The sequence below is a fragment of the Methylobacterium endophyticum genome, assembly GCF_050591105.1.
Taxonomy (GTDB): Bacteria; Pseudomonadota; Alphaproteobacteria; order Rhizobiales; family Beijerinckiaceae; genus Methylobacterium.
Map to the genome: position 1 here is coordinate 1 of NZ_JBNHES010000021.1, position 24,278 is coordinate 24,278.

24 protein-coding genes are annotated in these 24,278 nt (G+C 71.4%); 8 read left to right on the top strand and 16 right to left on the bottom strand.

The genetic code is table 11. The features are described 5' to 3' along the window. A partial coding sequence (locus ACP56T_RS19075; RefSeq protein WP_430913753.1) for a polysaccharide biosynthesis/export family protein occupies positions 1-222 on the bottom strand: 222 nt, incomplete at its 3' end. A gap of 192 nt (positions 223-414) precedes the next feature. Here ACP56T_RS19075 and ACP56T_RS19080 point away from each other — a divergent pair. Then, positions 415-2,697 (top strand): GumC family protein, encoded by a 2,283-nt coding sequence (locus tag ACP56T_RS19080; RefSeq protein WP_430913754.1) that lies wholly within the window; start codon positions 415-417, stop codon positions 2,695-2,697. Between the two features lie 17 nt (positions 2,698-2,714). Here the strand turns inward: ACP56T_RS19080 and ACP56T_RS19085 are convergent, their stop codons facing one another. Further along, positions 2,715-3,902, bottom strand: a complete 1,188-nt coding sequence (locus ACP56T_RS19085; RefSeq protein ID WP_430913755.1) for a GNAT family N-acetyltransferase — start codon at positions 3,900-3,902, stop codon at positions 2,715-2,717. Positions 3,903-4,061: 159 nt separating this feature from the next. Between ACP56T_RS19085 and ACP56T_RS19090 the strand changes: the two genes are divergently transcribed. Next, positions 4,062-5,117, top strand: a complete 1,056-nt coding sequence (locus ACP56T_RS19090) for a polysaccharide deacetylase family protein (protein WP_430913756.1) — start codon at positions 4,062-4,064, stop codon at positions 5,115-5,117. Positions 5,118-5,121: 4 nt separating this feature from the next. On the opposite strand, the gene ACP56T_RS19095 is transcribed toward ACP56T_RS19090, so the two are convergent. Beyond that, positions 5,122-5,493 carry a hypothetical protein gene (locus tag ACP56T_RS19095; protein ID WP_430913757.1) on the bottom strand — a complete coding sequence of 124 codons (372 nt, stop codon included), beginning with the start codon at positions 5,491-5,493 and terminating at the stop codon, positions 5,122-5,124. A gap of 83 nt (positions 5,494-5,576) precedes the next feature. Next, positions 5,577-5,783, bottom strand: coding sequence for a DUF2842 domain-containing protein (locus tag ACP56T_RS19100; protein ID WP_430913758.1), 207 nt, complete (start codon positions 5,781-5,783; stop codon positions 5,577-5,579). 192 nt (positions 5,784-5,975) lie between these two features. Between ACP56T_RS19100 and ACP56T_RS19105 the strand changes: the two genes are divergently transcribed. Together ACP56T_RS19105 and trhA are read left to right on the top strand one after the other, a co-directional pair. After that, positions 5,976-7,103 (top strand): COX15/CtaA family protein, encoded by a 1,128-nt coding sequence (locus ACP56T_RS19105; RefSeq protein ID WP_430913759.1) that lies wholly within the window; start codon positions 5,976-5,978, stop codon positions 7,101-7,103. Positions 7,104-7,228: 125 nt separating this feature from the next. Continuing rightward, entirely contained in the window at positions 7,229-7,912 is a 684-nt protein-coding gene (gene trhA / locus ACP56T_RS19110; protein WP_430913761.1) for a PAQR family membrane homeostasis protein TrhA, read from the top strand. Between the two features lie 15 nt (positions 7,913-7,927). Here trhA and ACP56T_RS19115 read toward each other — a convergent pair whose 3' ends face one another. Together ACP56T_RS19115 and ACP56T_RS19120 are read right to left on the bottom strand one after the other, a co-directional pair. Then, on the bottom strand, positions 7,928-8,569 hold the full coding sequence (locus ACP56T_RS19115; protein ID WP_430913762.1) for a hypothetical protein: 642 nt from the start codon (positions 8,567-8,569) through the stop codon (positions 7,928-7,930). Between the two features lie 98 nt (positions 8,570-8,667). Further along, positions 8,668-8,919: a hypothetical protein gene (locus tag ACP56T_RS19120; RefSeq protein WP_430913763.1), complete on the bottom strand. Its 252-nt coding sequence runs from the start codon at positions 8,917-8,919 to the stop codon at positions 8,668-8,670. Between the two features lie 230 nt (positions 8,920-9,149). On the opposite strand from ACP56T_RS19120, the gene ACP56T_RS19125 reads away from it, so the two are divergent. Then, entirely contained in the window at positions 9,150-9,371 is a 222-nt protein-coding gene (locus ACP56T_RS19125) for a hypothetical protein (protein WP_430913764.1), read from the top strand. Between the two features lie 133 nt (positions 9,372-9,504). Here the strand turns inward: ACP56T_RS19125 and ACP56T_RS19130 are convergent, their stop codons facing one another. From ACP56T_RS19130 to ACP56T_RS19140, 3 genes are all read right to left on the bottom strand, one after another. Beyond that, positions 9,505-10,587 carry a hypothetical protein gene (locus ACP56T_RS19130; protein WP_430913765.1) on the bottom strand — a complete coding sequence of 361 codons (1,083 nt, stop codon included), beginning with the start codon at positions 10,585-10,587 and terminating at the stop codon, positions 9,505-9,507. 48 nt (positions 10,588-10,635) lie between these two features. Continuing rightward, entirely contained in the window at positions 10,636-13,683 is a 3,048-nt protein-coding gene (locus ACP56T_RS19135; RefSeq protein ID WP_430913766.1) for a penicillin-binding protein 1A, read from the bottom strand. 110 nt (positions 13,684-13,793) lie between these two features. Then, positions 13,794-14,447, bottom strand: a complete 654-nt coding sequence (locus tag ACP56T_RS19140) for a hypothetical protein (RefSeq protein WP_430913767.1) — start codon at positions 14,445-14,447, stop codon at positions 13,794-13,796. Positions 14,448-14,694: 247 nt separating this feature from the next. On the opposite strand from ACP56T_RS19140, the gene ACP56T_RS19145 reads away from it, so the two are divergent. The 3 genes from ACP56T_RS19145 to gyrB all read left to right on the top strand — a co-directional run bounded on the left by ACP56T_RS19145 (position 14,695) and on the right by gyrB (position 18,725). Further along, positions 14,695-15,327 (top strand): LysE family translocator, encoded by a 633-nt coding sequence (locus ACP56T_RS19145; protein WP_430913768.1) that lies wholly within the window; start codon positions 14,695-14,697, stop codon positions 15,325-15,327. A gap of 77 nt (positions 15,328-15,404) precedes the next feature. Beyond that, positions 15,405-16,052 carry an MBL fold metallo-hydrolase gene (locus ACP56T_RS19150; RefSeq protein ID WP_430913770.1) on the top strand — a complete coding sequence of 216 codons (648 nt, stop codon included), beginning with the start codon at positions 15,405-15,407 and terminating at the stop codon, positions 16,050-16,052. Positions 16,053-16,277: 225 nt separating this feature from the next. Then, a complete protein-coding gene (gene gyrB, locus ACP56T_RS19155) occupies positions 16,278-18,725 on the top strand; it encodes a DNA topoisomerase (ATP-hydrolyzing) subunit B (RefSeq protein WP_430913771.1) in 2,448 nt (815 codons plus the stop codon). A gap of 657 nt (positions 18,726-19,382) precedes the next feature. Here the strand turns inward: gyrB and ACP56T_RS19160 are convergent. From ACP56T_RS19160 to ACP56T_RS19190, 7 genes are read right to left on the bottom strand one after another with little or no spacing between them, the layout of a single operon-like run. Then, positions 19,383-19,724, bottom strand: coding sequence for a pPIWI-associating nuclease domain-containing protein (locus ACP56T_RS19160; RefSeq protein WP_066924823.1), 342 nt, complete (start codon positions 19,722-19,724; stop codon positions 19,383-19,385). Positions 19,725-19,733: 9 nt separating this feature from the next. Then, entirely contained in the window at positions 19,734-20,522 is a 789-nt protein-coding gene (locus ACP56T_RS19165) for an FRG domain-containing protein (protein WP_430913772.1), read from the bottom strand. 18 nt (positions 20,523-20,540) lie between these two features. Continuing rightward, the gene (locus ACP56T_RS19170; protein ID WP_430913773.1) at positions 20,541-21,722 is read right to left on the bottom strand and encodes a hypothetical protein; all 1,182 of its coding nucleotides are present in this window, start codon (positions 21,720-21,722) and stop codon (positions 20,541-20,543) included. Continuing rightward, positions 21,719-22,018 (bottom strand): hypothetical protein, encoded by a 300-nt coding sequence (locus ACP56T_RS19175; RefSeq protein WP_430913774.1) that lies wholly within the window; start codon positions 22,016-22,018, stop codon positions 21,719-21,721. The genes ACP56T_RS19170 and ACP56T_RS19175 overlap by 4 nt, the downstream gene beginning before the upstream one ends. Before the next feature lie 48 nt (positions 22,019-22,066). After that, the gene (locus ACP56T_RS19180; protein ID WP_430913775.1) at positions 22,067-22,699 is read right to left on the bottom strand and encodes a 7-cyano-7-deazaguanine synthase; all 633 of its coding nucleotides are present in this window, start codon (positions 22,697-22,699) and stop codon (positions 22,067-22,069) included. Beyond that, complete coding sequence (locus tag ACP56T_RS19185; protein ID WP_430913776.1) at positions 22,696-23,883, bottom strand: nucleoside 2-deoxyribosyltransferase; 1,188 nt, start codon at positions 23,881-23,883, stop codon at positions 22,696-22,698. The genes ACP56T_RS19180 and ACP56T_RS19185 overlap by 4 nt, the downstream gene beginning before the upstream one ends. Further along, on the bottom strand, positions 23,880-24,224 hold the full coding sequence (locus tag ACP56T_RS19190; RefSeq protein WP_430913777.1) for a hypothetical protein: 345 nt from the start codon (positions 24,222-24,224) through the stop codon (positions 23,880-23,882). Before ACP56T_RS19190 ends, ACP56T_RS19185 begins: the two co-directional genes overlap by 4 nt. Positions 24,225-24,278: the final 54 nt, after the last annotated feature.

Sequence of the window (24,278 nt, forward strand, 5' to 3'; positions counted from 1 at the left end):
CGGCATGGCGATGCGGCCGCCGCCGTCGACGGCGTAGATGTTCGAGAGGTTGTCCTGGCCGAACACGATGACGCGCAGCTTGTCGCCGGCCGACAGGGTGTAGCGTCCGCCGATTGATCCGGTCGCCGTCGCGTCGAGCTGCGCCGTCCGGTAATCGGGTCGCAGGCAGCCGCCGAGCGCGAGGCTCGATGTGAGTGCAAGAAGGAGTGCCCGCCGGTTCATCACCGATTGTCCGCCGTGATTGTCCGCTGAGGCGGAGATTTAGGCGGATATGGTTAAGGAAACCTGTCGTCCCGAAAGGGGCTGCGGGGCCGCTTCCAGCCCTTAACCCGCAGTCAACCTTAACGATGTCTGATGGCGCGATGCGGCACCCGGCCGCTTCTTCGAGTCGATGCCTTGCGTAGAGACCGCGTCATGCCCCGCACCGCGCCCACCGCCTTCCGGCCCCCGGCGGCCTCGACCGAGGGTCTCGCCGTGGGCGATCTCGGGCGCGTGCTGCGCCGCTCCTGGGCCTGGATCGCGCTGCCGACCCTCGCGGCGGCGGCGGCCTCCGTGGCCTTCGTGCAGGTGGTCCCGCCGCGCTACACGGGTGAGACCAAGCTGCTGCTGGAGAACCGCGAGACGGCCTATACCCGCTCGGCCGGAGAGCGCGGCGACGTGCTCCCGCAGATCGACGAGCAGGCGGTGGCGAGCCAGGTGCAGGTGGCCATGTCCCGCGACATCGCGCGGGAGGCGATCCGCCGGCTGAAGCTCGTCGGCAACCCCGAATTCGACCCCAGCGTGGAGGGCGCGGGCCCGCTCCGCAGCGCGATGATGCTGCTCGGCCTCGGCAAGAGCGGTCTCGACCGGCCGGCCGAGGACCGGGTGCTGGAAGCCTATTTCGACCGGCTGCTGGTCTACCCCGCCGGCAAGTCGCGCATCCTCGCCGTCGAGTTCCGCTCGCGGGACGCGGAACTTGCCGCGAAGGCCGCCAACACGGTGGCCGAGCTCTACATCGCCTCCCTCGACGCGGCGAAGGTCGACACCGCCCGCCACGCCACGAGCTGGCTCGGCGGCAACATCGAGACCCTGCGCCGGCGCGTGGCCGAGGCGGAGGCCAAGGTCGAGGCCTACCGGGCGCGCAGCGGGCTGATCGGCTCCGGCAACGCCCTGAACCAGCCGCTCACCGGCCAGCAGCTCGGCGAATTGTCGAGCCAGCTCTCGCAGGCCCGCGCCGTCCAGGCGGAGCTCTCGGGCCGGGTCAAGGCCATCAAGGACATGATCAAGGACGGGCGCGCCTTCGAGATCCCGGACGTCGCCAACAACGAGCTGATCCGCCGCACGGTGGAGAGCCGCATCGCCCTGCGCTCGCAGCTCGCCCTCGAATCGCGCACGCTGCTGCCGGCGCATCCGCGCATCAAGGAGCTGACCGCGCAGGTGGCCGAGCTCGACGGGCAGATCAAGTCGGCGGCCGAGCGCATCGTGCGCACCCTGGAGAACGACTCCAAGATCGCGGGTTCGCGGGTCGAGAGTCTCCAGGCCGCCGTCACCGGCCAGAGCGACGTCGTCGCCAAGGGCAACACCAGCGAGATCCAGCTCCGGGCGCTCGAGCGCGAGGCCAAGGCCCAGCGCGAGCAGCTCGAATCCTACCTCTCCCGCTTCCGCGAGGCCGCCGCCCGCGACGGCGAGAGCGTGGTGCCGGCCGATGCCCGCGTCGTCTCGCGCGCGATCACGCCGGACCTGCCCTCCTTCCCGAAGAAGCTGCCGATCGTCGGCTTCTCGACCCTGCTCGCCTTCCTGCTGGCGATGGGCGCCGTCATGGGCCGCCATCTCCTGGCCGAGCCCGCTCCCACGGCGGCGCGCAAGCGCGGCGAGGAGGACGAGGCGGACGTCGTGACCGGCCGGCCGGCCGCGCGGATCGAGCCCGCGCCCTTCGCCTTCCCCGAGGCGGGGCCGCCGCCCGTGCGCGAGGAGGAGATGCCCCGCATCGCCTCGGCCCTGCGCGGCACGATCGCGCCGGAAGCGGCCCCGCCCGTCGAACAGGCCATGCCGGCCGCCGCGCCGCCGCAGCCCATGCCTGCACAGCCGGAGCCGGCCGCCACGCCGGAGCCCGACGCGCCCTTCGATCTCGACGCCCTGATCGGGCGCCTCGCGGACGGCCCCCGCCGCGGCGTCGGCCGCACGGTCCTGGTGGTCGAGACGCAGGACCGCGCCGCCGGGAACGGCGGTCTCGGCGAGACCCTGGCCCGCGCGCTCGCTGAGCGGGGCGCAGCGCTGCATGTCGACCTCGCCGGCGAACCCTCGCATCTGGACAGGCCGGGCCTGACCGACCTCGTCGCGGGCGATGTCGACTTCGTGCACGTCATCCACCCGGTCGGACGCTCGCGGCTGCACCGGGTCGAGCGCGGCTTCGTCGAGATGGCGGTGCTGCTGGAGGAGCCGCAGGCGCTGGCGATCTGCCTGGAGGCGCTGCCGGAAGCCTACCCCTGGGTCGTCTGTGCGATGGATGCCGGCGTCGAGGACGGAGAAGCCCTGCTAGAGGCGGTGGCGGCGCATATGGACGGCGTCGTCCTGGTCTCGGACGCCAAGGCCGACGATCCGCGCCTCGTCACGCTCTACGGCCTCGCCGAGAAGGCCGGCGCGGGCCAGGTGCTGGTGGCGAGCGACACCGTCGCCACGGCCGCCGAGACGGCGCCCCCGCAGCGTTCCGCCGCCTGAGGGCGAGCGGGAAGCCGCTACCGGCGCGCCATCCGGCGCAGCTTCACGACCAGGGCGTAGCACCGCGTGCTGCGCTTGATCCGGCGCTTCAGCCGGGTCCGCGCGGTCGCCACGAGACCGTAGAGGCGTCCTCGCAGGGTGACGGGGATGACGATATCGACGAGCTCGATGGTCTCGTCGCAGACGCTCGCCTTGTAGCGCGCCTCGCCGACGCCGAGATCGAGGGCGCGGCGGCCGCGCTCCGTCTGCTCGCGCACGAGATGATGGAGCAGGAGGTCGCCAGGGCTGTAGCGGGAGACCTCCGGCGAGGGATCGTAGGAGGTCGCCATGCCGCTGTAGCGGGTGGCGTCGACGGCGCCGATGAAGGTCGCGAGCACCCGGCCGCTCTCCTGCGACACCAGGGCGTGCAGCTCGATCGTGGGATCGGCGCCCTCGGCGGCCCGCGCCAGGAAGTCGCGGATCGGCGGCGGCGCGTAGGGGTCGGCGATGCCCATCGCGGCGAAGCGCGCCGCCTTCTGCTCGTGGAAGGCGGCGAGGATCGCGCGCGCCTCCTCCGGCGTCCCGGCGCGGCGATAGGCGAGGGGGCCGAGCGCCTCCGTCAGCCGTTTCTCCTTGGAGCGCAGCTTCTTGCGCGCGTCGGCGCTGAAGGCGCGCTTCAGGGTGGCATCGGCATCGGGGCCGAGCATCATGCCGTAGGCGTCGCTCGCCGCCGGCTCGCCCCGCAGCGCCAGCGGATTGATCGCGCCCTCCCAGCTTCGGGGCTGCTGGGCGAGGTCGTAGACGTCGATCCCCGCCGCCCGCCCCGCGAGCACCAGGGCGTGGACCAGATCCTCCGCGCCGATCGCCGCCGCCTCACGCGAGGCGAACAGGGGCAGGTGGAAATTCGCATGCGTGGCCCCGCACCCGCGCGCCACGGTGAGCCCGCGCGCGCGGGCGATCTCCAGGGGCAGCAGCAGGCGCGGCTGGCCGCCGGCATCGCGCACCACCGCGACGCGGATCGCGCCGTCGGCGGCCCCCGAGCGCGCATAGGCGCTCACCCAGTCGAAGCGCTGATAGGGCGTGCCGAGGCGTCCCGGCGCCGCGTCGAGCCCGCGCCAGAGCGCCTCGGCGGCGGCGAGATCGGGCAGGATCTCGGCGCTCGCACGATCCGCTGCGCGTGTCCCGGCCCCGACCATGCCCGATACCCCGGTCACGCCCACCGACATCCCGTCCCCCGAAGACCGTTCAGAGAGACCCGCTTAACGCGCCCGAGCCTAAATCGGCGTATGCCGACGACCACGATCTGCGGCCTTGGGTAACGAAACCTTGTCGGTCGCGGGGCTAGCAACGGGGGCGCCACCCTTGCGCCGGAGAAGGCCCGCGCCATGCCCTCGTCCCGCACGAAGCACCGGCTGATCGGGGCCGGGTTCGCCGCGATCAGCGCCGCGCGGGCGGATCGCTGGCTGGCGCCCGTGGCGCGGGGGCGCGGGCTGATCCTCACTTTCCACCATGTCCGGCCGGAGCCTCCGGGCGCCTTCGATCCCAATGGGCTGCTGGCGATCACGCCGGCCTTCCTCGACGCCGTGCTGACGGCGCTGCGGGCGCGCGGATTCGATCTCATCGGCCTCGACGCGCTGCCCGAGCGCCTCGCGGCGTCCCGTGCGGCCCCCTTCGCGGTGCTCACCTTCGACGACGGCTATCGCGACAACCTCGTCCACGCCGCGCCGGTCCTGCGCCGGCACGGCGCTCCCTGGACCCTGTTCGTCACCGCCGATTTCGCCGACCGGCGCGGGCGGCTGTGGTGGATCGAGCTGGAGCGCGCCATCGGCCGGCTCGACCGCGTGGTGCTGCCGGGCCCCGAGGCCCTCGACCTGCCCGCCCGGTCCGCCGACGAGAAGGCGGCGGCCTTCGATGCGGTCTACGGCGCCCTGCGCCGGGGGCCGGAGGCGGCGCTGCTCTCAGGCATCGCCCGGCTCTGCCGGCAGGCGGGGTTCGCGGAGGGCGGGGTCGCGGCCGAGCTCTGCCTGACCTGGGACGAGCTCCGCGCCCTCGGCCGCGATCCGGCGGTGACGATCGGCGCCCATACGCTCAGCCATCCGATGCTCGCCAAGCACGGCGCCGAGACGGCGGCCCGCGAGATCGGCGAGAGCCGGGCGCGGATCGAGGCCGAGACCGGGCGCCCGGTGCGCCACCTGTCCTATCCGGTGGGCGATCCGACCTCGGCGGGGCCACGCGAGTTCGCCATGGCGCGGGAGCAGGGCTTTGCCACCGCCGTCACCACGCGGCCCGGCCATCTCTTCGCCGGGCATGCCGCCCATCTCCACGCGCTGCCGCGCGTCTCCGTGAACGGGCTGCACCAGTCGGAGGCGGCGCTTGCCGGCCTGCTCTCGGGGGTGCCGTTCCTGGCCTGGAACCGCCTCAGGCGGCTCGACGTCGGGTGAGGTCTCAGTGCCGGCGCCGGCGGAAGCGCGGCGTCTCCTCGGTGATGGCGAAGGCCGCGACCTGCCGCCCGCGCCGGGTGTAGCGGGAGCGCCCGCGCCTACCGCGCCGGCTTTCCACCGCCGGCTCGGCGGCCACCGGATCGGCGGCGCTGGCCGAGGCCGAGGCCGTCGCCATCGGCGCTCCCCCGCCGCCGCCATCCCCGCCGCCGACGTTCCTGGCCTCGGGCCCGAACATGGCGAGGCACTGGTTGTAGGCGAGGTCGTTCTTGAGGCTCTCGCAGTCCGAGACGGAGCGCGGCACGGCGAGCGCGGCGCCCGAGCCGAGGACGACGACCCCGCAGAGCGCGGCGAGGGAGAACCTGAGGGGGCTGGTCATGGAGGGGGGATCGGCGGCCTGACGCGGGGGATACGGCAATCGCCCCGGTTCTCGTCCCGGACTGCGGCGAAAACGAGGGCCTTTCAGGCGTCCGGTCGCTCCATCCAGCGGATCACCGGCATCAGCGGGAAGATCCAGGCGATGCCGAGGATGCAGTAGATCACCGTCTGCACGGGCGGCGGCGTCTCGGCGATGCGGCTGTCGGCGAGCGCCATGGCGAGCGGCGCGTAGACGATGACGAAGCCGAGGATGGCGATCGTCCCGAGAAGGGTCCGGGTGCGGCGGCGCATGCTGTGTCTAGGTCCTGATGTCCCGGCGGCCGCTCCGGGCTAGGCCAGGGCGCGGCGGAAGACAATCCGGCTCCCCGGAGATCCGCGCGCCGGATCCGCGCGCGCCGGTGCCGCAGAGGCGGGCGTTGCCCCGCCGCCGGGCTTTGCCTACCACGGACCGGACCCGACCTCCTTCGCGAAGCCGCCCCCAGCGTGACCGACCTGCCCGTCTCCCCCGCACCCGCCGCCCCCGATCGCCGGAGCGGCGTGCGCGTCTGGCTCTATGTCCTGGCCGCGCTGGTGGTGGCGATGGTCGCGGTCGGCGGCGCGACGCGGCTGACGGGCTCGGGGCTCTCCATCACCGAATGGCGCCCCGTCACCGGAGCGCTGCCCCCGCTCTCCGCGCAAGCCTGGGCGGCGGAGTTCGAGAAGTACCGCGACACGCCCCAGTACCGCATCCTCAACCAGGGCCTCGGGCTCTCCGACTTCAAGGTTCTCTATGCCTGGGAATGGGGGCATCGGCTGCTCGGGCGCGTCGTCGGGCTGGTCTTCTTCCTGCCGCTGGCCTGGTTCTGGTGGCGGGGGCGGCTGAACAGGCGCCTCGGCCTCGCCCTCGTCGGACTCGGCCTGCTGGGCGGGCTCCAGGGCGCCGTCGGCTGGATCATGGTCGCCTCCGGGCTCCAGCCCGGCATGACCGCCGTGGCGCCCCTGAAGCTCGCGATCCACCTGACCCTGGCGAGCCTGATCCTGTGCGGGCTGGTCTGGCTCGCGGCGGGGGAGCGCGGGCGGCCCGCCATCCGCGCGCCGGCCCGCCTGCGCCGGACAGCCTATGCCCTGCCGGTGCTGGTGCTGGCACAGATCTTTCTTGGAGGGCTCGTCGCCGGCTCCCATGCGGGCCTCCTCTACAACACCTGGCCGACCATGGACGGCATGCTCGTTCCGCCGCTCGACACGCTGTTCGCGGTGCGCCCGCTCGTCGAGAACCTCGTCGACAACCTCACGCTCGTGCAGTTCAACCACCGCATGACGGCCTATCTGCTCGTCGCCGTCGCGGTGCTGCACGCCCTCGACGCCAGCCTCCGCATGCCCGGCAGCGGGACCGCGCGGCGGGCCAGGGGGATCGCCGTCCTCGTCCTTGCACAAGCGGCGCTCGGCATCGCGACGTTGCTCCTCGCCGTGCCGCTCCACGCGGCGCTCGCCCATCAGGTCTTCGCCATGGCGGTGCTGACCATGTGCGTCGTCCATGCCCGCCTCAGTCGCGGCGTCCGGGCGCTCGCCGCCGCGCCGGGGCGGCCGATGGTGCCGTTCGGCTTCGAGGCGCTCGCGGGACGCCGGGCATGAACGGACAGGAGCGCCCGTCTTCACCTTATCAACAAACATCCTCGCATCGGGCGCATATCCGCAATCTGCCGAAGGAACATCTTGGAGACGAGCGTATTACTCTTTGCCACATGCAGGAGGCAGAGATGTTCCTGGATACGGATGGACGGCCCCTTGGTCTAACCTGGCACTATACGCGCCGGGAGATCGTCGCGGACGGGGTGATCCACTGTCTGGGCGTGGCCCTCGGCCTCGCCGGAGCGGCGGCCCTGATCGTCACGGCGGCGGCGGCGCATCTCGGCTGGGAGGCCCGCGCGGCGGTAGCGATCTACGCGGCGGCCCTGGTCTCGATACTCGGTGTTTCGGCCATCTACAACCTGCATCCGGTGAGCCCGCGCAAATGGCTCCTGCGCCGGGCCGACCACGCTCTCATCTACCTGATGATCGCGGGAACCTACACGCCCCTCGTCGCCCTCGTCGGCACCGGGGCGACGGCCTATGCGCTCCTCGCCTTCATCTGGATCGTCGCGGGCATCGGCATCGCCATCAAGCTGCTGATGCCGGGCCGGTTCGACCGCCTGTCCATCGGGCTCTACCTGCTGCTCGGATGGAGCGGCCTGCTCGCCTATGAATCCGTCATCGCGGCGTTGCAGCCGACCGCGCTGTGGCTGCTCGCCGTCGGCGGCGTGCTCTATTCGCTGGGGGTGATCTTCCACGTCTGGCGGACGCTGCCGTTCCAGAACGCGATCTGGCACGCCTTCGTCCTGTTCGGCACCGCCTGCCATTACGGGACGATCTGGGCGAGCCTCTCGGGGGTCGCCAGCACCTGAACGGCGGTCAGGCCCTCAGCGGGCCTCGGCTGCGTTCCAGGGGTTGATGACGCGCATGGCGCGCGCCTCCGCCGCGACGGGCGCGTCGGCCGCCGGCTTGGGACCGATCCGCTTGAGGGAAGCCGCCAGCCTGCGGGCCTCGTCCACCGGCAGCGCGCCGCGCGGCGCGATCATCGCGGCCAGCAGCGCGCGGGTCTTGCGGGAAACCAGGGAGGAGCGGTCGACGGGCTCGAAATCGGCCAGATCGTGCGTCTTCTCGCGCTCCCCCGTGAACACGCGGGCGCCGGTCTTGAGGATGACGATGTCGCCGGGGCGCAGGGTCTCGTCCTTCATCAGCGCCGCGACCGGCCCGGCCTTCATGTCGAGGGGCGCCTGCCGGTCGGTGATGCGCAAGCTCAGCGGCTCGCCCTGGCCGAGGGCGGCGTAGCGCGAGTGCGGACGCCGGACCGCCGCCCGGCGGCGGGAGCGATACGGCGAAGCGCCCGGACCGGCCGAGGGCGCCACCGCCTCCACCGGCCTCGGGGCGACGCCGAACAGACGCTGGAAGAAATCGCCGCCGTCCTGGGCCAGCACGCCGGCCGAGGGCATCGCGATCAGGCATCCCGCGGCGGCCATGAGAAGGGCGCGCCCGCGCGTGCGATGCGTCCGTGCCGTCATGGAATCCTCCCGGAAGCCCGCATACTCGCGTCGGGTCGAAGCTTAACGAATGCTCAAGGTCAAGGGTTCCCGGCGCGATCACGCGATCGCGAGCGGGACTACCGGCCCGGCGCCGCCTCGTCGCCCTCGCCGATGCAGTCGAGCGCGCGCTCGACGGCGCCCACCGCTTCGAGGACGTGCCGCACCGTGCGCTCCACCTCGAGGGCGGGTCGGCTCATGGCGGCGGCGCGCGCGCTCAATCCCTCGAGCTGTTCGAGGATGTCGAGCAGATCTCCGGCCACGGCGACGACCTCGCAGCGCGCGAGCTGCGCCGGCGGCGGGCGTCTGCGGAAGGGAACCACGTTGCTCATGGGTGAAGTCATCGCCGAATTGCGGCCGGTTGACCAGCGCGGACCCGTCCGGCTCCACACGATTGCCATGGTCCATCGACGGAAACACTGCGCAATGGTGAGTTTTGCGTGGCCGCCGGACATCACCTTGCATCAACGGGAGTAAGACTACGCATCGCCGGCTTGACGGGAGGGGCCAAGCGGCAGAACCACCGGCCGAGACGTTTCCTCGGTCACGACGGGTTTTTCCGATGCGCCTGAAGTCCCTCCTCGCCGCCGCGCTCGCCGCCGGGTCCGCCCTCGGCCTCGCCGCCTGCGCCAACGATCCGGGCGCCAGCAGCGGCTATGCCGAGCAGTTCAGCGCCGACAATTTCCGCCGCTCCTCGGACACCAACGGCACCCAGATGCGCCGCGACGTGAACCGGCAATACACCCAGCCGAGCCTGCCCTCGATCGCCAATCGCGGGAACTGAGGCCGGCGCCCCCGCGCGGCCATCCCGCGACGCGGGGAGCGCGACCGCGCGCCGCCGCCCGTATCGCGCATTCCCCGTATGCGGCGGAACGCCGATGCCCCGAGCGTCAGGGCATCGGCAACGAGCGGGGACCTCACCGTTTCGAGAGCGCGTCCGCCAGCGCCGAGACGCGGTTGCGGGCGTAGGTGGGCAGCCCGGCGCTGATCGAGCTTCCGGTGTTGAAGCTCGACTTGCCCATCAGCACCTGGGCCGGCAGCAGGTTCTTCAGCACCGGCACGCGGGCGTATTCGGCCTTGCGGTCGAGCACGTCGGCCTTGATGGCGAGCGCCATGTAGGTCGTCACCACCGTCTTCGTGGGATCGCCCGGCATCGGCTGGAACACCGCGAGGAAGGTGCCGAAGCGCAGGATCTGGTTCACCCAGAAGATGCGCTGCTCCAGCGCGCCGGTCACGGCGGTGTCGACCTTCGTGAGCGCGGAGAGCGGCGCGGCCTCGGCCGGGGGCACCGCCCGCAGCTCGCTCTGGAACGAGACGAACTCAGCGATCTTCTTGGCGCCGCCCTCCTCGAGCTTGTTGGCGAGCTTCACGCCGAGCGGCAGCTTGCCCTCGAGATCGTAGCGCGACTCGATGCAGGTGCTGCCCTCCGCGCACCAGGGCCGGTCGGGGCGCCTTGCGAAGGCGGCGGCCGGGTCCTTCGTCGGGGTGGCGTCGGCGGGGGCGATGAGCTTGTGCCGGATCTGCGGGTCCATGGCCTGGACGAAGCCGAGATTGGCGTAGCGCGACAGGTCGATGGCCTCCGGCGGCCGGGGCACCACGAAGCGCCCCTCGGCCACGTAGACCTTCAGCGCCTCGTGCCGGGGCTTCGAGACGCCGTTCAGCGTCACCGTGTAGTCCGGCTCCTTGTAGCCGGGATAGGGCATCAGCGCGGCGGCTTCCGCCGGGCGCAAGGCGCTCCAGTCGGTGAAGGGCACGAGGCCGTTCTCGGGGGCGGAGGAGCTGTCGCGGTGGTCCGTGAACAGGATCGCGCCCGGCTTCAAGCCGGCCGGATCGACGGCCCCGACGGAGGGCACGTCGCGGATGCGGTCGGTGGCGGCCGGCTCCTGCTGCTTCATGCCCTCCACGGCGGCGGCGCCGAAGCTCCCGCCGGCGAGGGCGAGGATCGTCGCGAGCAGAAGGGCGGGACGCAGGGACGAACGGGCAGGACTCTGCTGGGGCACGTCGCGGGCCTCGGGTCTGACGGTTGCAACGGGGAGGGGAGGGCGCGCTCAGTAGCGCGGTTCGTCGCCGAACAGGTAGTCCGGATCGCGCCGGCGCGGACGGGCGGCGGGCTCGTCGTCGCCGAAGGGCGAGCGGGTGGTGCCGGGCCAGGGGCGGTAGCCGTCCCCCTCGCCCTCCGCCTGCCGGCGGCGCGGCGCGGACGGGCGGCGCTCGCCGAACGGATCGAGGAAATCGCCTCCCCGCTCGCGCGGCATGGTGCCGGCATAGTCGCCGTTCGTGTCGGCGCCGTCCTCCGAGCCCCCGAAGGCGACGTCGCCGTCCTCGGAATCGGGCCGCATCGCATAGAGCGTCTCGCGCGGGACGAGGCGGTACTGCGTGTCGGCGACGCGCCCGTCGCCCGTGGAGCGGAAATGCTCGACGAAGCCGCCGGCGCCGACCTGCCCGCTGCGCGCGTCCACCGTCCGGTCGACGAGGAAGCGGCGCGCCTCGGGGGAGGGCGGGGCGAGCGGCGTGCGCGGCACCCCGTTGGCCCAGGCGGCCTGGAGGATCGCGCCCGCGATCGGCACCGAGACATGGCCGCCGGTCTGGCCGCGCCCCAGGGTCCGGCGGGTGCCGGCGGCGTTGTCGTAGCCGACCCAGACCACGACGGTGATCTCGTTGGTGAAGCCGGCAAACCAGGCGTCGTTCTCGTCCTCCGAGGTGCCGGTCTTGCCGGCGAGCGATGACGAGAACCGCGACAGCGCGGCGGCGGTGCCGTGCTGGGTCACGCCCTGGAGCATGGTCTTGAGCTGGTAGAAGGCCACCCGGTCGGCCGAGCCGATGCGCACCGGCTCGCGGGCCGCGTGCGCATAGACGCTCCGGCCGTTCTGCTCGATGGATTCGAGGGCGTAGGGCGCCGGCCGGGCGCCTTCGTTGGCCACCGCCGCGTAGAAGCCGGCGAGGTCGAGCATCCGCACCGGCTGGGCGCCGAGCACGAAGGGATAATAGGGCTCGCAGGCGGCGTAGATCTGGGCTTCGAGGGCGATGTCGCAGACCCGCTGGAGGCTCGCCGGCGCCTTCTCGGCGATGCCCCCCTGGAGCAGGCGCGCGGTGACGAGGTTCTTCGAGAATTCGAGGCCGCGCCGGAGGGTCGTCGGGCCGGAGCCGCCGCCGTCGTAGTTCTTGGGCGACCAGGACGCACCGATCCCGCCGATGGGCGGCAGGGTGACGGCGGAATCCATCACCAGGGTGTTGGGCTGGAGCCCCGCGTTCAGCGCGGCGAGATAGGTCAGCGGCTTCAGGGTCGAGCCAGGCTGGCGCACGGCCTGGGTGACGCGGTTGAGCTGGCTCGCCGGATAGGAGAAGCCGCCCGCCATGGCGAGGATGCGCCCGGTGCGGTTCTCCATCACCAGCGCCGCCCCCTGGACGCTCGGGCGCACCCGGATCTCGGCGCGCAAGGCTCCGCGCCCCTCGCGCAGCTTCACGCGCACCACGTCGTAGAGCGCGAGCTTGCCGCGCGCGATGCCCGGATCGAGGGTGGCGATCCGCCCGTCCGCGAGGCCGACCTTCACCGCGCCGCGCCCGGATTCGAGCACCACCGCGAGCGGCCAATGCACGTCGTAGAGCACCGGCCGGGCACTCTCGAGCGCGCGCAGCCAGACGGGTTTTTGGGCCGGCGCCTTCGGCTGGGCGGCCGCGATCTTTTTCGCGGAGGCGGGTTTCGGAGCGGCGGGGCTCGCTGCGGCGGGACTTGTGCCAGCGGCCTTCGCCTCGGCGCCGGTGACGGTCGGCGCCGCCTGGGGGGAGGCTTCCGGGGCGGGGATCGCCGCCTGGATCCGCCTCACGCTGTCGGCGAGGTTGAGCTCGGGGCCGGCGAATGTCTGGCGGCCGGTGCCGCGCTCGTAGTTCGCCAGCCCGTCCTGGAGCGCTCCCTCCACCGCCCGCTGGAGGCCGGCGTTCAGCGTCGAGCGCACCGTGAAGGAGGAGGCGGTGAGGGAGTCGAGGCCGGCGAAGGTGCGCGCCTCGCGGTTGAGATACTCCACCGCGTAGAGCCCCGAATCGCGCCGCGCCGTCTCGACGGGCTTGAGGCCGAGATCGGCCTTCACGGCGTCGGCCATCTCGGCCTCCGTGATGGCGCCCTCTTCCTTCAGCCGGGAGAGCACGTAGGCGCGGCGCTCGCGGGCGCGGTCGGGATACTTGTCGGGGCTGTAGAAGTTCGGGCCCTTCGGCATGCCGGCGAGCAGCGCCGCCTCGGGCAGCGTCAGCGCGCCCACCGATTTCCCGAAATAGTTCCGGGCCGCCATCTCGAGGCCGTAGGCGCCCCGGCCGAGATAGATCCCGTTGAGGTAGAGCCCGAGGATCTGCGGCTTGCCGAGGATGCGCTCCAGGCGCGACGCCACGATCATCTCGCGGATCTTGCGCTCGTAGGTGACGTCGTCGCCGACCGAGAGGTTCTTGACCACCTGCTGCGTGATGGTCGAGCCGCCGGCCGGGCGCCCCGGCGAGGCGAGGTTGCCGATGAAGGCGCGGATGACGCCGCGCTCGTCGATGCCGTGGTGGCTCTCGAAGCGCTTGTCCTCGGCCGCGATGAAGGCCTTCCGCACCAGCGGCGGCACGGATTCGATCGGCACCACCAGGCGCCGGCCATTGGCCTCGAAGGTCTCGGAGAAGGGCTTTCCCGACTGGTCGAGGATGATGCTGGCGCCGGGCAGCTTGATGTCGCGGAGCGCCTCGGCCGAGGGCAGGTCGGTGGCGGCCTTGTTGTAGAAGGCGATCACCTCGGCGGCGTCGAAGGGGGAGTTCTGCGGGCTCTCGCCCTTGCAGAACTGCTTGTAGCTCGTGTTCAGCTCGTTGATGTCGAGCCCGTGCAGGAGCTTGGGCGCGCCGGGCCCCGCCACCGCGCTCGGGTCCTCCATCGCGGTGGAAATAAGCTCGTCGAGGTTGATGTCCTCGATGTCGAAGGCTTTTCGCATATGGGCGCAGCCCTCGCGCAGGATGCGCACCACTTCGGGGCCGTCCTTGGCGGCATCGAAGCTCGTGCGCACGCTCTCGGGATGCGTCGTCACCTGGCTGAGCGTCAGGGCCGTCGCGAACAGCTTGATCAGGATGGTGTTCATCGCGAAGGCGGGCACCGGGCGGGGACGCTGATGTTCAGCGTGCCCGTGTTCTTAAGCCCGCCGCGCTGAATAGGGGCTGCACAACGCGGCTGTTTTAAGGAGGGGGCGCCTCAGCCCTTGATCGAGAACGGCTGCTCGAAGCTGGTGTCCTTGCCGCCGTTGTCGTCGTGCAGGGTGTAGACGAGGACGTAGTCGCCCGGCTCGATGCCGTTGATGTTGAGGCTGAGATTCAGGAACAGCGGCTTGGTGCGGTCGGGATAGGAGAGGTCCACCTTGTCGAAGGCCTTCTGGCTGGCGATGACCTGGCCTCCGGCCGTCTTGATGGCGAAATCCATCGTCATCGCCAGCTTGAAGCCGCCGTCCGCCGTGGGGCTCAGGGTGTAGCCCAGCGGCTCGGCATAGCTGCGCAGCGTCTCGCCCTTCGCGAAGACGCCGGAGGGACGCTTGGCGGCATCGCGAAAGCTCTCGGCCTTGGCGGAGACGAACATCACGTTGCGCTGGGTGAAGGGCATGCGCGCCTTCATCGCCTCGACCGCCCGCTCCAGGTTCTCGAGGTCGGCGACCGTGGCGCTCGCGGCGGCAGGGGCAGGGGTTGGGGCGGGAGTGGCAGGAGCGGGAGTGGCGGGGGCCGGCGCTTCCCGCCTCGCGGCGGCGGCGGCACGGGCGGCGGCCGATCCGACATCGTCGGCGGCCATGCCTCCCGACGGGCCCGCGAGACCGACGGCGAGCGCGACCGCGACGAGAACCCGGTTCGACCGCGCCATGCCACACTCCCCCATCGTTGCCGGTCCGGCCGGACGGCGCCTCGAGGGGCGCGGCCGGCGGGCCGCGTCTTACGAGACGATCCCTTAAGATTTCGACGCTCCGGCCAGCGAGGACCGTCCCGGAGAGCCGGACCGCCGCGCGGCTGTCCGGAGAAATCGGCGGCGACCGTACCTTGTATCCGGCGCGCCGAGGCGATGTAACGCCGGGCCACGCGGCCCGTGCGGGCCGCCCCGAAGGACCCTTCCGATGCCCGATCCCGGCACGCTCGCCGCCTTCGCCCTGATCTGCCTCGGCATGGTGCTGACGCCGGGGCCGAACATGATCTACCTGATCTCGCGCAGCCTCTCGCAGGGGCGCGGCGCCGGGTTGATCTCGCTCTGCGGCGTGGCGCTCGGCTTCACCCTCTACATGCTGTGCGCGGCGCTCGGCATCACGGCCATCGTGCTCGCGGTGCCCTATGCCTACGACGCGCTGCGCATCGCGGGCGGGCTCTACCTCGCCCACATGGCCTGGCAGGCGGTCCGTCCGGGGGGCAGGGCGCCCTTCGAGGTGCGGGCGCTGAGGCCGGACGGCCCGCGCAAGCTCTTCGCCATGGGGCTGCTCACCAGCCTGCTCAACCCGAAGGTCGCGGTGCTCTACCTCTCGCTGCTGCCGCAATTCGTGGCGCCGGACCACGGCAGCGTGCTTGCCCAGTCCGTCGTGCTCGGCTCGACCCAGATCGTCGTCAGCGTCAGCATCAACGGCCTGATCGTGCTGGGCGCGGGGGCGATCTCGCGCTTCCTCGCCGGGCGCCCGGTCTGGGTGGTGGTGCAGCGCTGGCTGATGGGCTTCGTGCTCGGCGCGCTCGCCCTGCGGATGGTCACGGAATCGCAGCGCTGAAGGCGCTGTCGCCGCCGCCCGCTCCGCGCTAGAACTCCGGCGGCCGCCCCTTCGGCGGCGCCACTCACGGACGCCCGATGCCAGGAACGCCCCGCGCCGGAATCATTCCCGTCACGCCCTTCCAGCAGAACTGCACCCTGATCTGGGACGACGCCACCAAGCTCGGCGCCGTGGTCGATCCGGGGGGCGACCTCGACCGGATCGAGGCGGCGATCCGCGACCAGGGCATCACGGTCGAGAAGATCCTGCTCACCCACGGCCATATCGACCATGCCGGCGGCGCGGCCGAGCTGAAGGAACGCCTCGGCGGGGTTCCCATCGAGGGCCCGCACGAGGCCGACCGCTTCCTCCTCGACAGCCTGCCCGAGACCGGCGCCGGCTACGGCCTGCCCGAGGCCCGCGCCGTGACCCCCGACCGCTGGCTCGACGAGGGCGACGCCGTGAGCGTCGGCGGCCTCGCCTTCGACATCCTGCACGCCCCCGGCCACTCCCCCGGCAGCGTCGTGTTCGTGAGCCGGGACGCGCGCTTCGCGCTGGTCGGCGACGTGGTGTTCAAGGGCTCGGTCGGGCGCACCGACCTGCCCGGCGGCAACCACGAGCAGCTCATCCGCGCCATCCGCGAGAAGGTGCTGCCGCTCGGGGACGACGTCGCCTTCATCCCCGGCCACGGCCCCACCGGGACGCTGGGCGAGGAGCGCCTGACGAACCCCTTCCTGCAAGGCTGACCTGAAGGCCGAGGACCGGCCCGAACGGTCGAGATTTGCACCGGGCCGAGGGATGCGGCAAACCGGATCGGCGGCGGGTGGTTTCGGGACTCCCGGAGGCCCGGAATCGATGCAATTTCAACGCGCAGCGCCTATGTTGGGCGCTTCAGACGAATCGCAGGCGCGCGGCCCCGGAGCGGGGTCCGCGACAGGCTTCGAGCCGAAAGCGCCTGCCTGAGGAAATCCATGTCCGACAGTCCGCAGAGTGAGCCCGCCAACGACTACGGCGCGGAATCGATCCGTGTCCTCAAGGGGCTCGACGCCGTGCGCAAGCGCCCCGGCATGTATATCGGCGACACAGACGACGGCTCGGGCCTGCACCACATGGTCTATGAGGTGGTGGACAACGCCATCGACGAGGCGCTGGCGGGCCATGCCGACCTCGTCACCGTGACGCTGAACGCCGACGGCTCCGTCACCGTTACCGACAACGGGCGCGGCATCCCGGTGGACATCCACAAGGAGGAGGGCGTCTCGGCGGCCGAGGTCATCATGACCCAGCTCCATGCCGGCGGTAAGTTCGACCAGAATTCCTACAAGGTCTCCGGCGGCCTGCACGGCGTCGGCGTGTCCGTGGTCAACGCCCTCTCGATCAGCCTCAAGCTGAGGATCTGGAGGAACGACAGGGAGCACGCCATGGAGTTCCGCCATGGCGACGCGGTGGCCCCCCTCGAGATCGTCGGGCCCGGCAACGGCCGGCGCGGCACGGAGGTGACCTTCACGCCCTCCACCGAGACCTTCTCGATGACGGAGTTCGACTATCCGACCCTCGAGAAGCGCCTGCGCGAGCTCGCCTTCCTCAACTCCGGCGTGCGCATCGTGCTCACCGACGCGCGCCATGCCGAGCACAAGCGCGAGGAGCTCTGCTACGAGGGCGGCATCGAGGCGTTCGTGCGCTATCTCGACCGCTCGCGCAAACCCATCGAGGGCATGACGAAGCCCGTGGTCGTGCGGGCCGAGCGTGACGATATCCGCGTCGAATGCGCGTTCTGGTGGAACGACTCGTACAACGAGACGGTGCTGCCCTTCACCAACAACATCCCGCAGCGCGACGGCGGCACCCACATGGCGGGCTTCCGCGCCGCGCTCACCCGCCAGATCACCGGCTACGCGGAGAGTTCCGGCATCGCCAAGAAGGAGAAGGTCACGCTCACCGGCGAGGATTGCCGCGAGGGCTTGACCGCCGTCATCTCCGTGCAGGTGCCGGACCCGAAATTCTCCTCGCAGACCAAGGACAAGCTCGTCTCCTCGGAGGTCCGCCCGGCGGTGGAGAACGTCCTCAACGCCGGGCTCTCGACCTGGCTGGAGGAGAACCCGGCCCAGGCCCGCTCGGTGATGGCCAAGGTGGTGCTGGCGGCGGCCGCCCGCGAGGCTGCCCGCAAGGCCCGCGAGACCGTCACCCGGAAGGGCGCCCTCGACATCGCCTCGCTGCCCGGCAAGCTCGCCGACTGCCAGGAGCGCGACCCGACGAAATGCGAGATCCTGCTGGTGGAGGGCGATTCCGCCGGCGGCTCGGCCAAGCAGGGCCGGGACAGGACCTTCCAGGCCGTCCTGCCGTTGCGCGGAAAGATCCTCAACGTCGAGCGGGTGCGCGCCGACCGCATGCTGTCCTCGGCCGAGATCGGCACGCTCATCACCGCGCTCGGCGCCGGCATCGGCCGCTCATCGACGGACCGCGAGGGCTTCAACCCGGAGAAGCTGCGCTATCACCGCATCATCATCATGACCGACGCGGATGTCGACGGCTCCCATATCCGCACGCTGCTGCTGACCTTCTTCTTCCGGCAGATGCCGGAGCTGATCGAGCGCGGGCATCTCTACATCGCCCAGCCGCCGCTCTACAAAGCCGAGCGCGGCCGCAAGGTGCTCTATCTCAAGGACGAGCGGGCGCTGGAAGATTACCTCGTCGACCAGGGCATCGAGGGCGCCGTTCTGCGCCTCGCCTCGGGCGTCGAGTTCGGCGGCGAGCAGCTGCGGACCCTGGTGGAGGAGGCGCGCGCCTTCCGCGCCACCCTCGGGGCGCTGCACACCCGCTACGACCGCGCGGTGGTGGAGCAGGCGGTGATCGCCGGCGCCTTCCGCCCCGACGCCTCCGAGAACCCGGCCGAGGCGGAGGTGCTCGCCGACATGACGGCCCGGCGCCTCGACGCCATCGCCGACGAGATCGAGCGCGGCTGGACGGGCGAGGCCTTCGAGGGCGGCTACCGGCTGAGCCGGACCCTGCGCGGCGTCCGCCAGGTGGCGAGCCTCGATGCCGGGCTGGTGGCCTCGCAGGAGGCGCGCCGCCTCGCGGGCTTCTCGGACAACCTGCGCGAGGTCTATGGCGAGCCCGCGACCCTGGTGCGCAAGACCGATTCCAGCGAGCTTCACGGGCCCGTCGGCCTGTTCGAGACGGTGATGGCCTTCGGGCGCAAGGGCCTCCAGCTCCAGCGCTACAAGGGCCTGGGCGAGATGAACCCGCACCAGCTCTACGAGACCACCCTCGACCGGGACTCGCGCTCGCTGCTCCAGGTCAAGGTCAAGGACACGACCGACGCCGACGACCTCTTCGTCAAGCTCATGGGCGACGTGGTCGAGCCGAGGCGCGAGTTCATCCAGGACAACGCCCTCACCGTCGCCAATCTCGACGTGTGAGGCCGGGGGAGTCTGGGGGAAAGCGATTAGGCTGCCTTTCAAAGCGAATGGGCTGACCTATGAAAGCGATTAGGTGTTCTTCCGGACATCGTGGTGTGGTCAACAGGCAGCTGGCGTTCGAGACCGAGGCCGAGAAGAGCGCTCGCCATCCGTAGCGCTCGCTAGCAGGAAATTGGCGCAAGGTGCCTACTCGCTGCGTCAAGGCCGGCGTCCCCCTCAGACCTCGCCGGGCTCGGGAGCACACCGTGCAGTCGGAAGTCCTTGGGGAGAGATTATCCGGCCTTTACGAGAGTGGGGAGCAGCAAGGCTTGGCGTATATCGGCGCGGCCGCGCCACCAGCCCCGGGTGCGTGGCGCCCCGCCGACTACACCCAGCGGCAGGTACGCCGTCCGGGACCCAGGCCCTCGGCTTCAACCATCGCCGGGCATTTCGTAACGACCCGGGCTCGCTCTTGAACGGCAGGTCGCGCCCGTCCGCCTTCTCGTTGATGATCCGAAGGCCTCGTCAGGTTCAAAGAACACACGACCGCAATCAAGGTCAGGCACAAACGTCCCGTCTTCGGTCAGAAGTCCGTGTCAGCGTCGTGCCTGACGTGGGCGTGGTGTCCATCCTTCCGCGCCGTCGTCATCGATATGCTCCGCGGTTTCCGCGGCCGTTTCAGGCGTAGAAGCTGCTCGTGTCCACCTTCAGTCGCAGGATGACCGGTCCCGCGGGGGAGAGGCTGCCCTCGAACCGGCCTGGAAAGGTCTCCGATACCGTAAGGCCGTCTGCGACGCTCCCGTAATTCAGGGTGCAATGGACGTTGATCGGTCCCTCGAAGCTGCCGCCACGCACCTTGATCTCGTCGGCGAAGACCTCGACGGAGTCGACGTGCGTGTTCGACGACAGGGCGTCCAGGTCAGCCCAGGCTTCGGTCCCGCTCAGGTCGATCTCCCGCACGGCCGTCGCGACGGCCTGGAGGACAGCCGCATCCGTGTTCGCTGCGTCAGGGCCCGGCATGCAACCTCCTCAGAATACGGCGGCGCCAATGCCGAGACGCTGCCGATACTGCCAGCTCAGCGAGAGGCACACGCCCTCAAGGCTAGCCCAGATATGGGCCGCATCGATGCCGAGGCTGAAGAGCTTGCGCTGGAAGCGCGACCGGACTGCTCGCGGTATGACGAAGCTGTTTTCAGCCAGTCCGCTCGGCATCCACGGTTCGCTGGGCCTGGGATGGACGGAGAACAACCCGCGCTGGCTCGCGATCCTCGGGGCCGTCGTGGTCGGAAGCAGGAAGCCCACGCGGTCGATCTCGAACGGGCCCGGCCCCTCCTCCGGATTGATGACGAGCGTGTCGTCGACCGGGTAGGCGTAGATCACGGCATCGGCGTCCAGGGGGTCGCTGGAGACAGCGAAGAAGCACGCGACGAGCGGGTTGGTCGTCCAGTCCAGGAGGCGCGTCGGCAGCCCGAAATGCTGCCCCAGGGCCAACCAGTCCCAATCCGTCGCCCCCGGCAGCGAGACGTGCAAGCGTGCCTCGCGCTTGAAGGCGCGGAACAGGTGCTCCTCGAACAGCGGGTCGTGGTTCGGCGCACGACCCGCACTCGGCACGCATAGGAACTCGCGGGACGCGCAGCCCCGAAAGACCCAGCGCGAGTGCATCCGGCGGTCCAGATAATCCTGGAACGCCTGCCAGGTCTCCTGCGCCGACTTGAGACGCTCCACGGTGTCCACGGCCGAAGCCGGGCCATGCGGCTGGACCGGCTCCGCCGAGACGCCCCGGATCGGCTTGGGAGGTGGTCGGGTCGGAGGTCTCATCAACGGTGTCCGGTCGGGTCAGCGCATTCCGGCCAGGTGCGCGCGGTACAGGGCCGAAGTGAAGTCGCGGGCGATCTCGCACGACATGCCCGCATGCATCGCGAGGTCCGTCGCAGCCACCGCCTCCGCCAGGACGACCACGGGAACCCCGACGGCCCGGGCGTGCCCGATGACGGCGCTCGTTCCTGGATCGCCGCCATCCGCGAGCGCGAGGACGGCCGTGCAGTCCCTGAGCCCGGCGAGCGCGGGACCGGCGCTCACGGCAAGCCGCTCGCCGTACTCATGGAACGGCGAGAACACCTCACTCCCGAGTCCCGTCAACCACCAACGTGCCTGGTCGAGGAGCCAGCGTTGGGGCAGCGTCGCCGCCGGTCCCGAAAGAAAGACCCGTCCCCCCCGCGTCGCGTCCGGCTGCGGCACGAGATCCCTCAGGGCATGCGGCGCCGGGAGAGGCAGGCGATGACCGTCGTTGAAATGGGCGACGCTGCGCGACGCCAGGTCGGCGGCCTCGACGGGGTCGAGCCGGCGCTCCCCCCAGTAGTGCGCGAAGGCGGCGCAGAACACGTCGCCGGAGCCGATCTTGAACCAGGTGTCCGAGATGTAGGCCGGAACCAGCCGCGGCTTCGTGTCACCGACATAGACGCTGGCGCCGCCGATGGCGTGGCGGGCGACGACGACCGCGGCGCCCTCGTCGGCCATGATGCGCGTCGCCGCGTCCATCGCCTCCTGCGACGGGTCCGCCGCGGAGAGCATATAATCCCTCACCACGTATGTCAGTTCGCCCGCCCGCGATCCCGACGCCGAGAAGGCCGCCTCGCGACTGTCCGACTGCGGGTCGTGGACCGCTCGGCCGGCCACGACCGTGGCCGGCCCCTCCAGCATCCCGAAGCTCAACACGACGTCCCCGGAGACCGCGATGCGAGGCAGACCGGCCGAAGCCAGGGGCACCAACTCCTTGCTCAGGGGATGGTAGTACTCGAAGACGAGTTCCTCCGCGATCTCGACAACTTCGGCACGGACCCCGAACGAGGCCATGGTCGCGCGTACGTCCGCCGCCCAACCCGAGTAGGCGTAGGTGTGCAGCACGGAGCCGGGCGAGAGCCCGCTCACGGCCACGGCGGCCCGGCCACCGGAGCCATAGATCCGGTCCCATTCCGGGTAGGCGCAGACCTCCCGGTAACTGCCGCCCACGATGATCATGGGTCGATCCTCGATACCGTCACCACGCACCGCGTCGATGAGACCTCCTCGACGTGGGCGACGAAGGACACCTCCCGCGCGAGGCAGTCGAGAAGCCGCGTCAGACCCGGGAAGGCGGCGAGCGCGCCGACCACGGCGCCCTCGTCGTTCCGGCAGACCGCACCGACCGCGCCCCCCTCGTGGACTAGATCGACCCCCAGACCGTCGCCCGCGCGTACCCGGTCCGCCGCCTCACGACGCACCCCTACCAAGTCGACGGTGAGGTGGAGGTCGCAACCGTCGCCGGATCGTTGCAATCGCCGCGGTGCCCGGCCTCGCCGGCCCGGGGGGCCTCCCGACATGCCTCAACCTCCCGTCGTCGCGGACGCCTGGGCCGGGGTGTCGGCGCGGGCCGGGCCGCCATCGATGCGCGCCAGCGTTTCCTGGTGCTTCACGCAGCCACGGCACCGACCGCAGGCGTATTCCATGACATGGCAGGAGAAGGTGGCGCCCAGGAGTGAACGGGGGATCCCCGACCGCCTGACAAGCTCCAGGGCCGAGAGGTGGCGCGCCGGGGCCGTGACCCGGACGCCTCCCTCCTGAAGGTGCATCAGCCGGTCGACGGTCCGCAGGAAGGGGGCGCGACCGTCGGCATGGACGTCCGTCCGGATCGCCCCGAGCATGATCTCGGTCAGTCCCTCGGCCACGAACCGCATGCCGGCGAGCGTCACCAGCATCTGGTTGCGGTAAGGCCACCACTCGGGCGCGCGCGCCAGATCCGAGGCCGCACGCCCCGCGAGCGGGCCGAGTCCAAGGGCCGACAGGTCGACCCGCGCGACCTCGTGGCGAAGCCCCAGCTCGCGCGCGACCGAGGCCGCCGCGGCGATCTCGCCCTCGGCCGGCCTCTGTCCGTAATCGACCGTGAGGCAGACGTCCGGCCTCTGCCAGGCGGCGATGGCCGCCGAGTCGAGGCCCCCCGAGAGCAGGAGCGCCCTCATTCCATGGCGGCCCAGGCCGCCTGGTAGAGCGCGGATGTCAGGTCGCGAGCGACCCGGCAGCCGGTGCCGACGAGCATCGTCAGGTTCGGGTCGTCGAGCCGCTCGGCAAGGACGACGACGGGCTTGCCGCGAGCGCGCGCGTAGCCGACCTCGAACAGGGTGCCCGGATCGGCGCCGTCGAGCAGCGCGAGCAGCGCGGCACAGCGGTCCAGGCCTTCGAGATCGGCGGCCGCGGTTTCCTGGGCCGGACGGCCCGTACCGACGTCGTGCAGGGGAGAGAACACCGGCGCGCCCAGTGCCTGGAGCCGTTCGAGCGCCTCCTCGACGAGCCAACGTTGCGCGAGGTCGAAGAAGGGTCCTGCCAGGTAGATCAGGCCGGGACGTCGGCCAGCGGGGAGGGCGGGCTGGGACGCGAGTTCGGCAGCGGGGGGCAGGGGCAGCGCGTGGTAGTCGACGAAGTGTGCGACGCTGCGCGAGGCCAGGTCCGCGGCGTCGACGGCGCCCAGCCCGCGCTCGCCCCAATGGTGCGCGAAGGCCGCGCTGAACACGTCGCCGGACCCGATCTTGAACACGCGCTCGGAGCGGTAGGCCGGGATGTCGGCCGGCACGCCTCCGGCCCGGAACACTCGCGCGCCCTCGCACCCGCGCTTGACCACGACGACCTCGGCGTCGTGCGCGGCGAGCAGCGCGGCGCCCACGTCGTCGCCCGCCGCGCCGGTCGCGGCCTCCGCCTCGCCCTGGTTCAGCACGACGGCGAGGCGCTCGGCCCGGGACCCGTTGGCGCGGAAGGGGCTCGCCGCATGGCCGGTCTGCGGATCGTGGACGGCGCGCCGCGCCGAAACGACGGCGTCGCCTTCCACGAAGCCGAACCGCAGCACCACGTCGCCGGACACGGTGAGGGCAGGTTGCGCAGCGGGCACGGCCGGTTCGAGCAGCGCGGGCGAGAGGGGATGGAAGTAGGAGAACGAGATCCTCTCGTCGATCGGTTGGACGGTCGCGCCCACGCCGAACGCGTGCATCGAGCTTCGGACGTCCGAGACCCACCCCCGGTGGGCATAGGTATGGAGTTCGGTCCCGGGCGACAGCCGGCCGACCGATGCGGCGGCCCGCCCTCCGGAGCCGAAGAGGCGCCTCCAGCGCGGGACGGCACAGACTTCCAGGTAGCAGCCGCCGGCGACGATCAACGCGCCACCCGCTCGACCAGGACGCGACAGCGGGTGCGGTCGACCTCGATGACCCGGGCCTCGTACCGATGCCCGGCCCGCAGGCAGCCGAGGAGTTGGTCCAAGCCCTCCATGCCCGCGAGCGAGCCGACGATGTCGGCCGCGGGCCGCGTGCGGCACACGGCCGTCTCGAAGGGATCCTCCCGGTGCAGGGTCACGTCCAGGACGTCCCGCTCGCGGACCGTCGCCACCGCAGGGGTCCGGACGCCCGTCAGGTCGGTGTCGTAGCGCAGGTTGCATGGGTCCGCGCTCCCGCCGAGCCCTTCGACGCCGCCCTGGCCCTCCTGCCCCCGGGGCGACACCGGTGACGGCGTACCTGGCCCCAGACGCGGGCCCCTGCGTGTGCTGGACTTGCT

Excerpts from the sequence above, each read along its gene's own strand:
- ACP56T_RS19080 (WP_430913754.1), top strand. The coding sequence starts at position 415 with ATGCCCCGCACCGCGCCCACCGCCTTCCGGCCCCCGGCGGCCTCGACC.
- ACP56T_RS19085 (WP_430913755.1), bottom strand. The coding sequence starts at position 3,902 with ATGTCGGTGGGCGTGACCGGGGTATCGGGCATGGTCGGGGCCGGGACA.
- ACP56T_RS19090 (WP_430913756.1), top strand. The coding sequence starts at position 4,062 with ATGCCCTCGTCCCGCACGAAGCACCGGCTGATCGGGGCCGGGTTCGCC.
- ACP56T_RS19095 (WP_430913757.1), bottom strand. The coding sequence starts at position 5,493 with ATGACCAGCCCCCTCAGGTTCTCCCTCGCCGCGCTCTGCGGGGTCGTC.
- ACP56T_RS19100 (WP_430913758.1), bottom strand. The coding sequence starts at position 5,783 with ATGCGCCGCCGCACCCGGACCCTTCTCGGGACGATCGCCATCCTCGGC.
- trhA (WP_430913761.1), top strand. The coding sequence starts at position 7,229 with ATGTTCCTGGATACGGATGGACGGCCCCTTGGTCTAACCTGGCACTAT.
- ACP56T_RS19115 (WP_430913762.1), bottom strand. The coding sequence starts at position 8,569 with ATGACGGCACGGACGCATCGCACGCGCGGGCGCGCCCTTCTCATGGCC.
- ACP56T_RS19120 (WP_430913763.1), bottom strand. The coding sequence starts at position 8,919 with ATGAGCAACGTGGTTCCCTTCCGCAGACGCCCGCCGCCGGCGCAGCTC.
- ACP56T_RS19125 (WP_430913764.1), top strand. The coding sequence starts at position 9,150 with ATGCGCCTGAAGTCCCTCCTCGCCGCCGCGCTCGCCGCCGGGTCCGCC.
- ACP56T_RS19135 (WP_430913766.1), bottom strand. The coding sequence starts at position 13,683 with ATGAACACCATCCTGATCAAGCTGTTCGCGACGGCCCTGACGCTCAGC.
- ACP56T_RS19140 (WP_430913767.1), bottom strand. The coding sequence starts at position 14,447 with ATGGCGCGGTCGAACCGGGTTCTCGTCGCGGTCGCGCTCGCCGTCGGT.
- ACP56T_RS19145 (WP_430913768.1), top strand. The coding sequence starts at position 14,695 with ATGCCCGATCCCGGCACGCTCGCCGCCTTCGCCCTGATCTGCCTCGGC.
- ACP56T_RS19150 (WP_430913770.1), top strand. The coding sequence starts at position 15,405 with ATGCCAGGAACGCCCCGCGCCGGAATCATTCCCGTCACGCCCTTCCAG.
- gyrB (WP_430913771.1), top strand. The coding sequence starts at position 16,278 with ATGTCCGACAGTCCGCAGAGTGAGCCCGCCAACGACTACGGCGCGGAA.
- ACP56T_RS19160 (WP_066924823.1), bottom strand. The coding sequence starts at position 19,724 with ATGCCGGGCCCTGACGCAGCGAACACGGATGCGGCTGTCCTCCAGGCC.
- ACP56T_RS19165 (WP_430913772.1), bottom strand. The coding sequence starts at position 20,522 with ATGAGACCTCCGACCCGACCACCTCCCAAGCCGATCCGGGGCGTCTCG.
- ACP56T_RS19170 (WP_430913773.1), bottom strand. The coding sequence starts at position 21,722 with ATGATCATCGTGGGCGGCAGTTACCGGGAGGTCTGCGCCTACCCGGAA.
- ACP56T_RS19180 (WP_430913775.1), bottom strand. The coding sequence starts at position 22,699 with ATGAGGGCGCTCCTGCTCTCGGGGGGCCTCGACTCGGCGGCCATCGCC.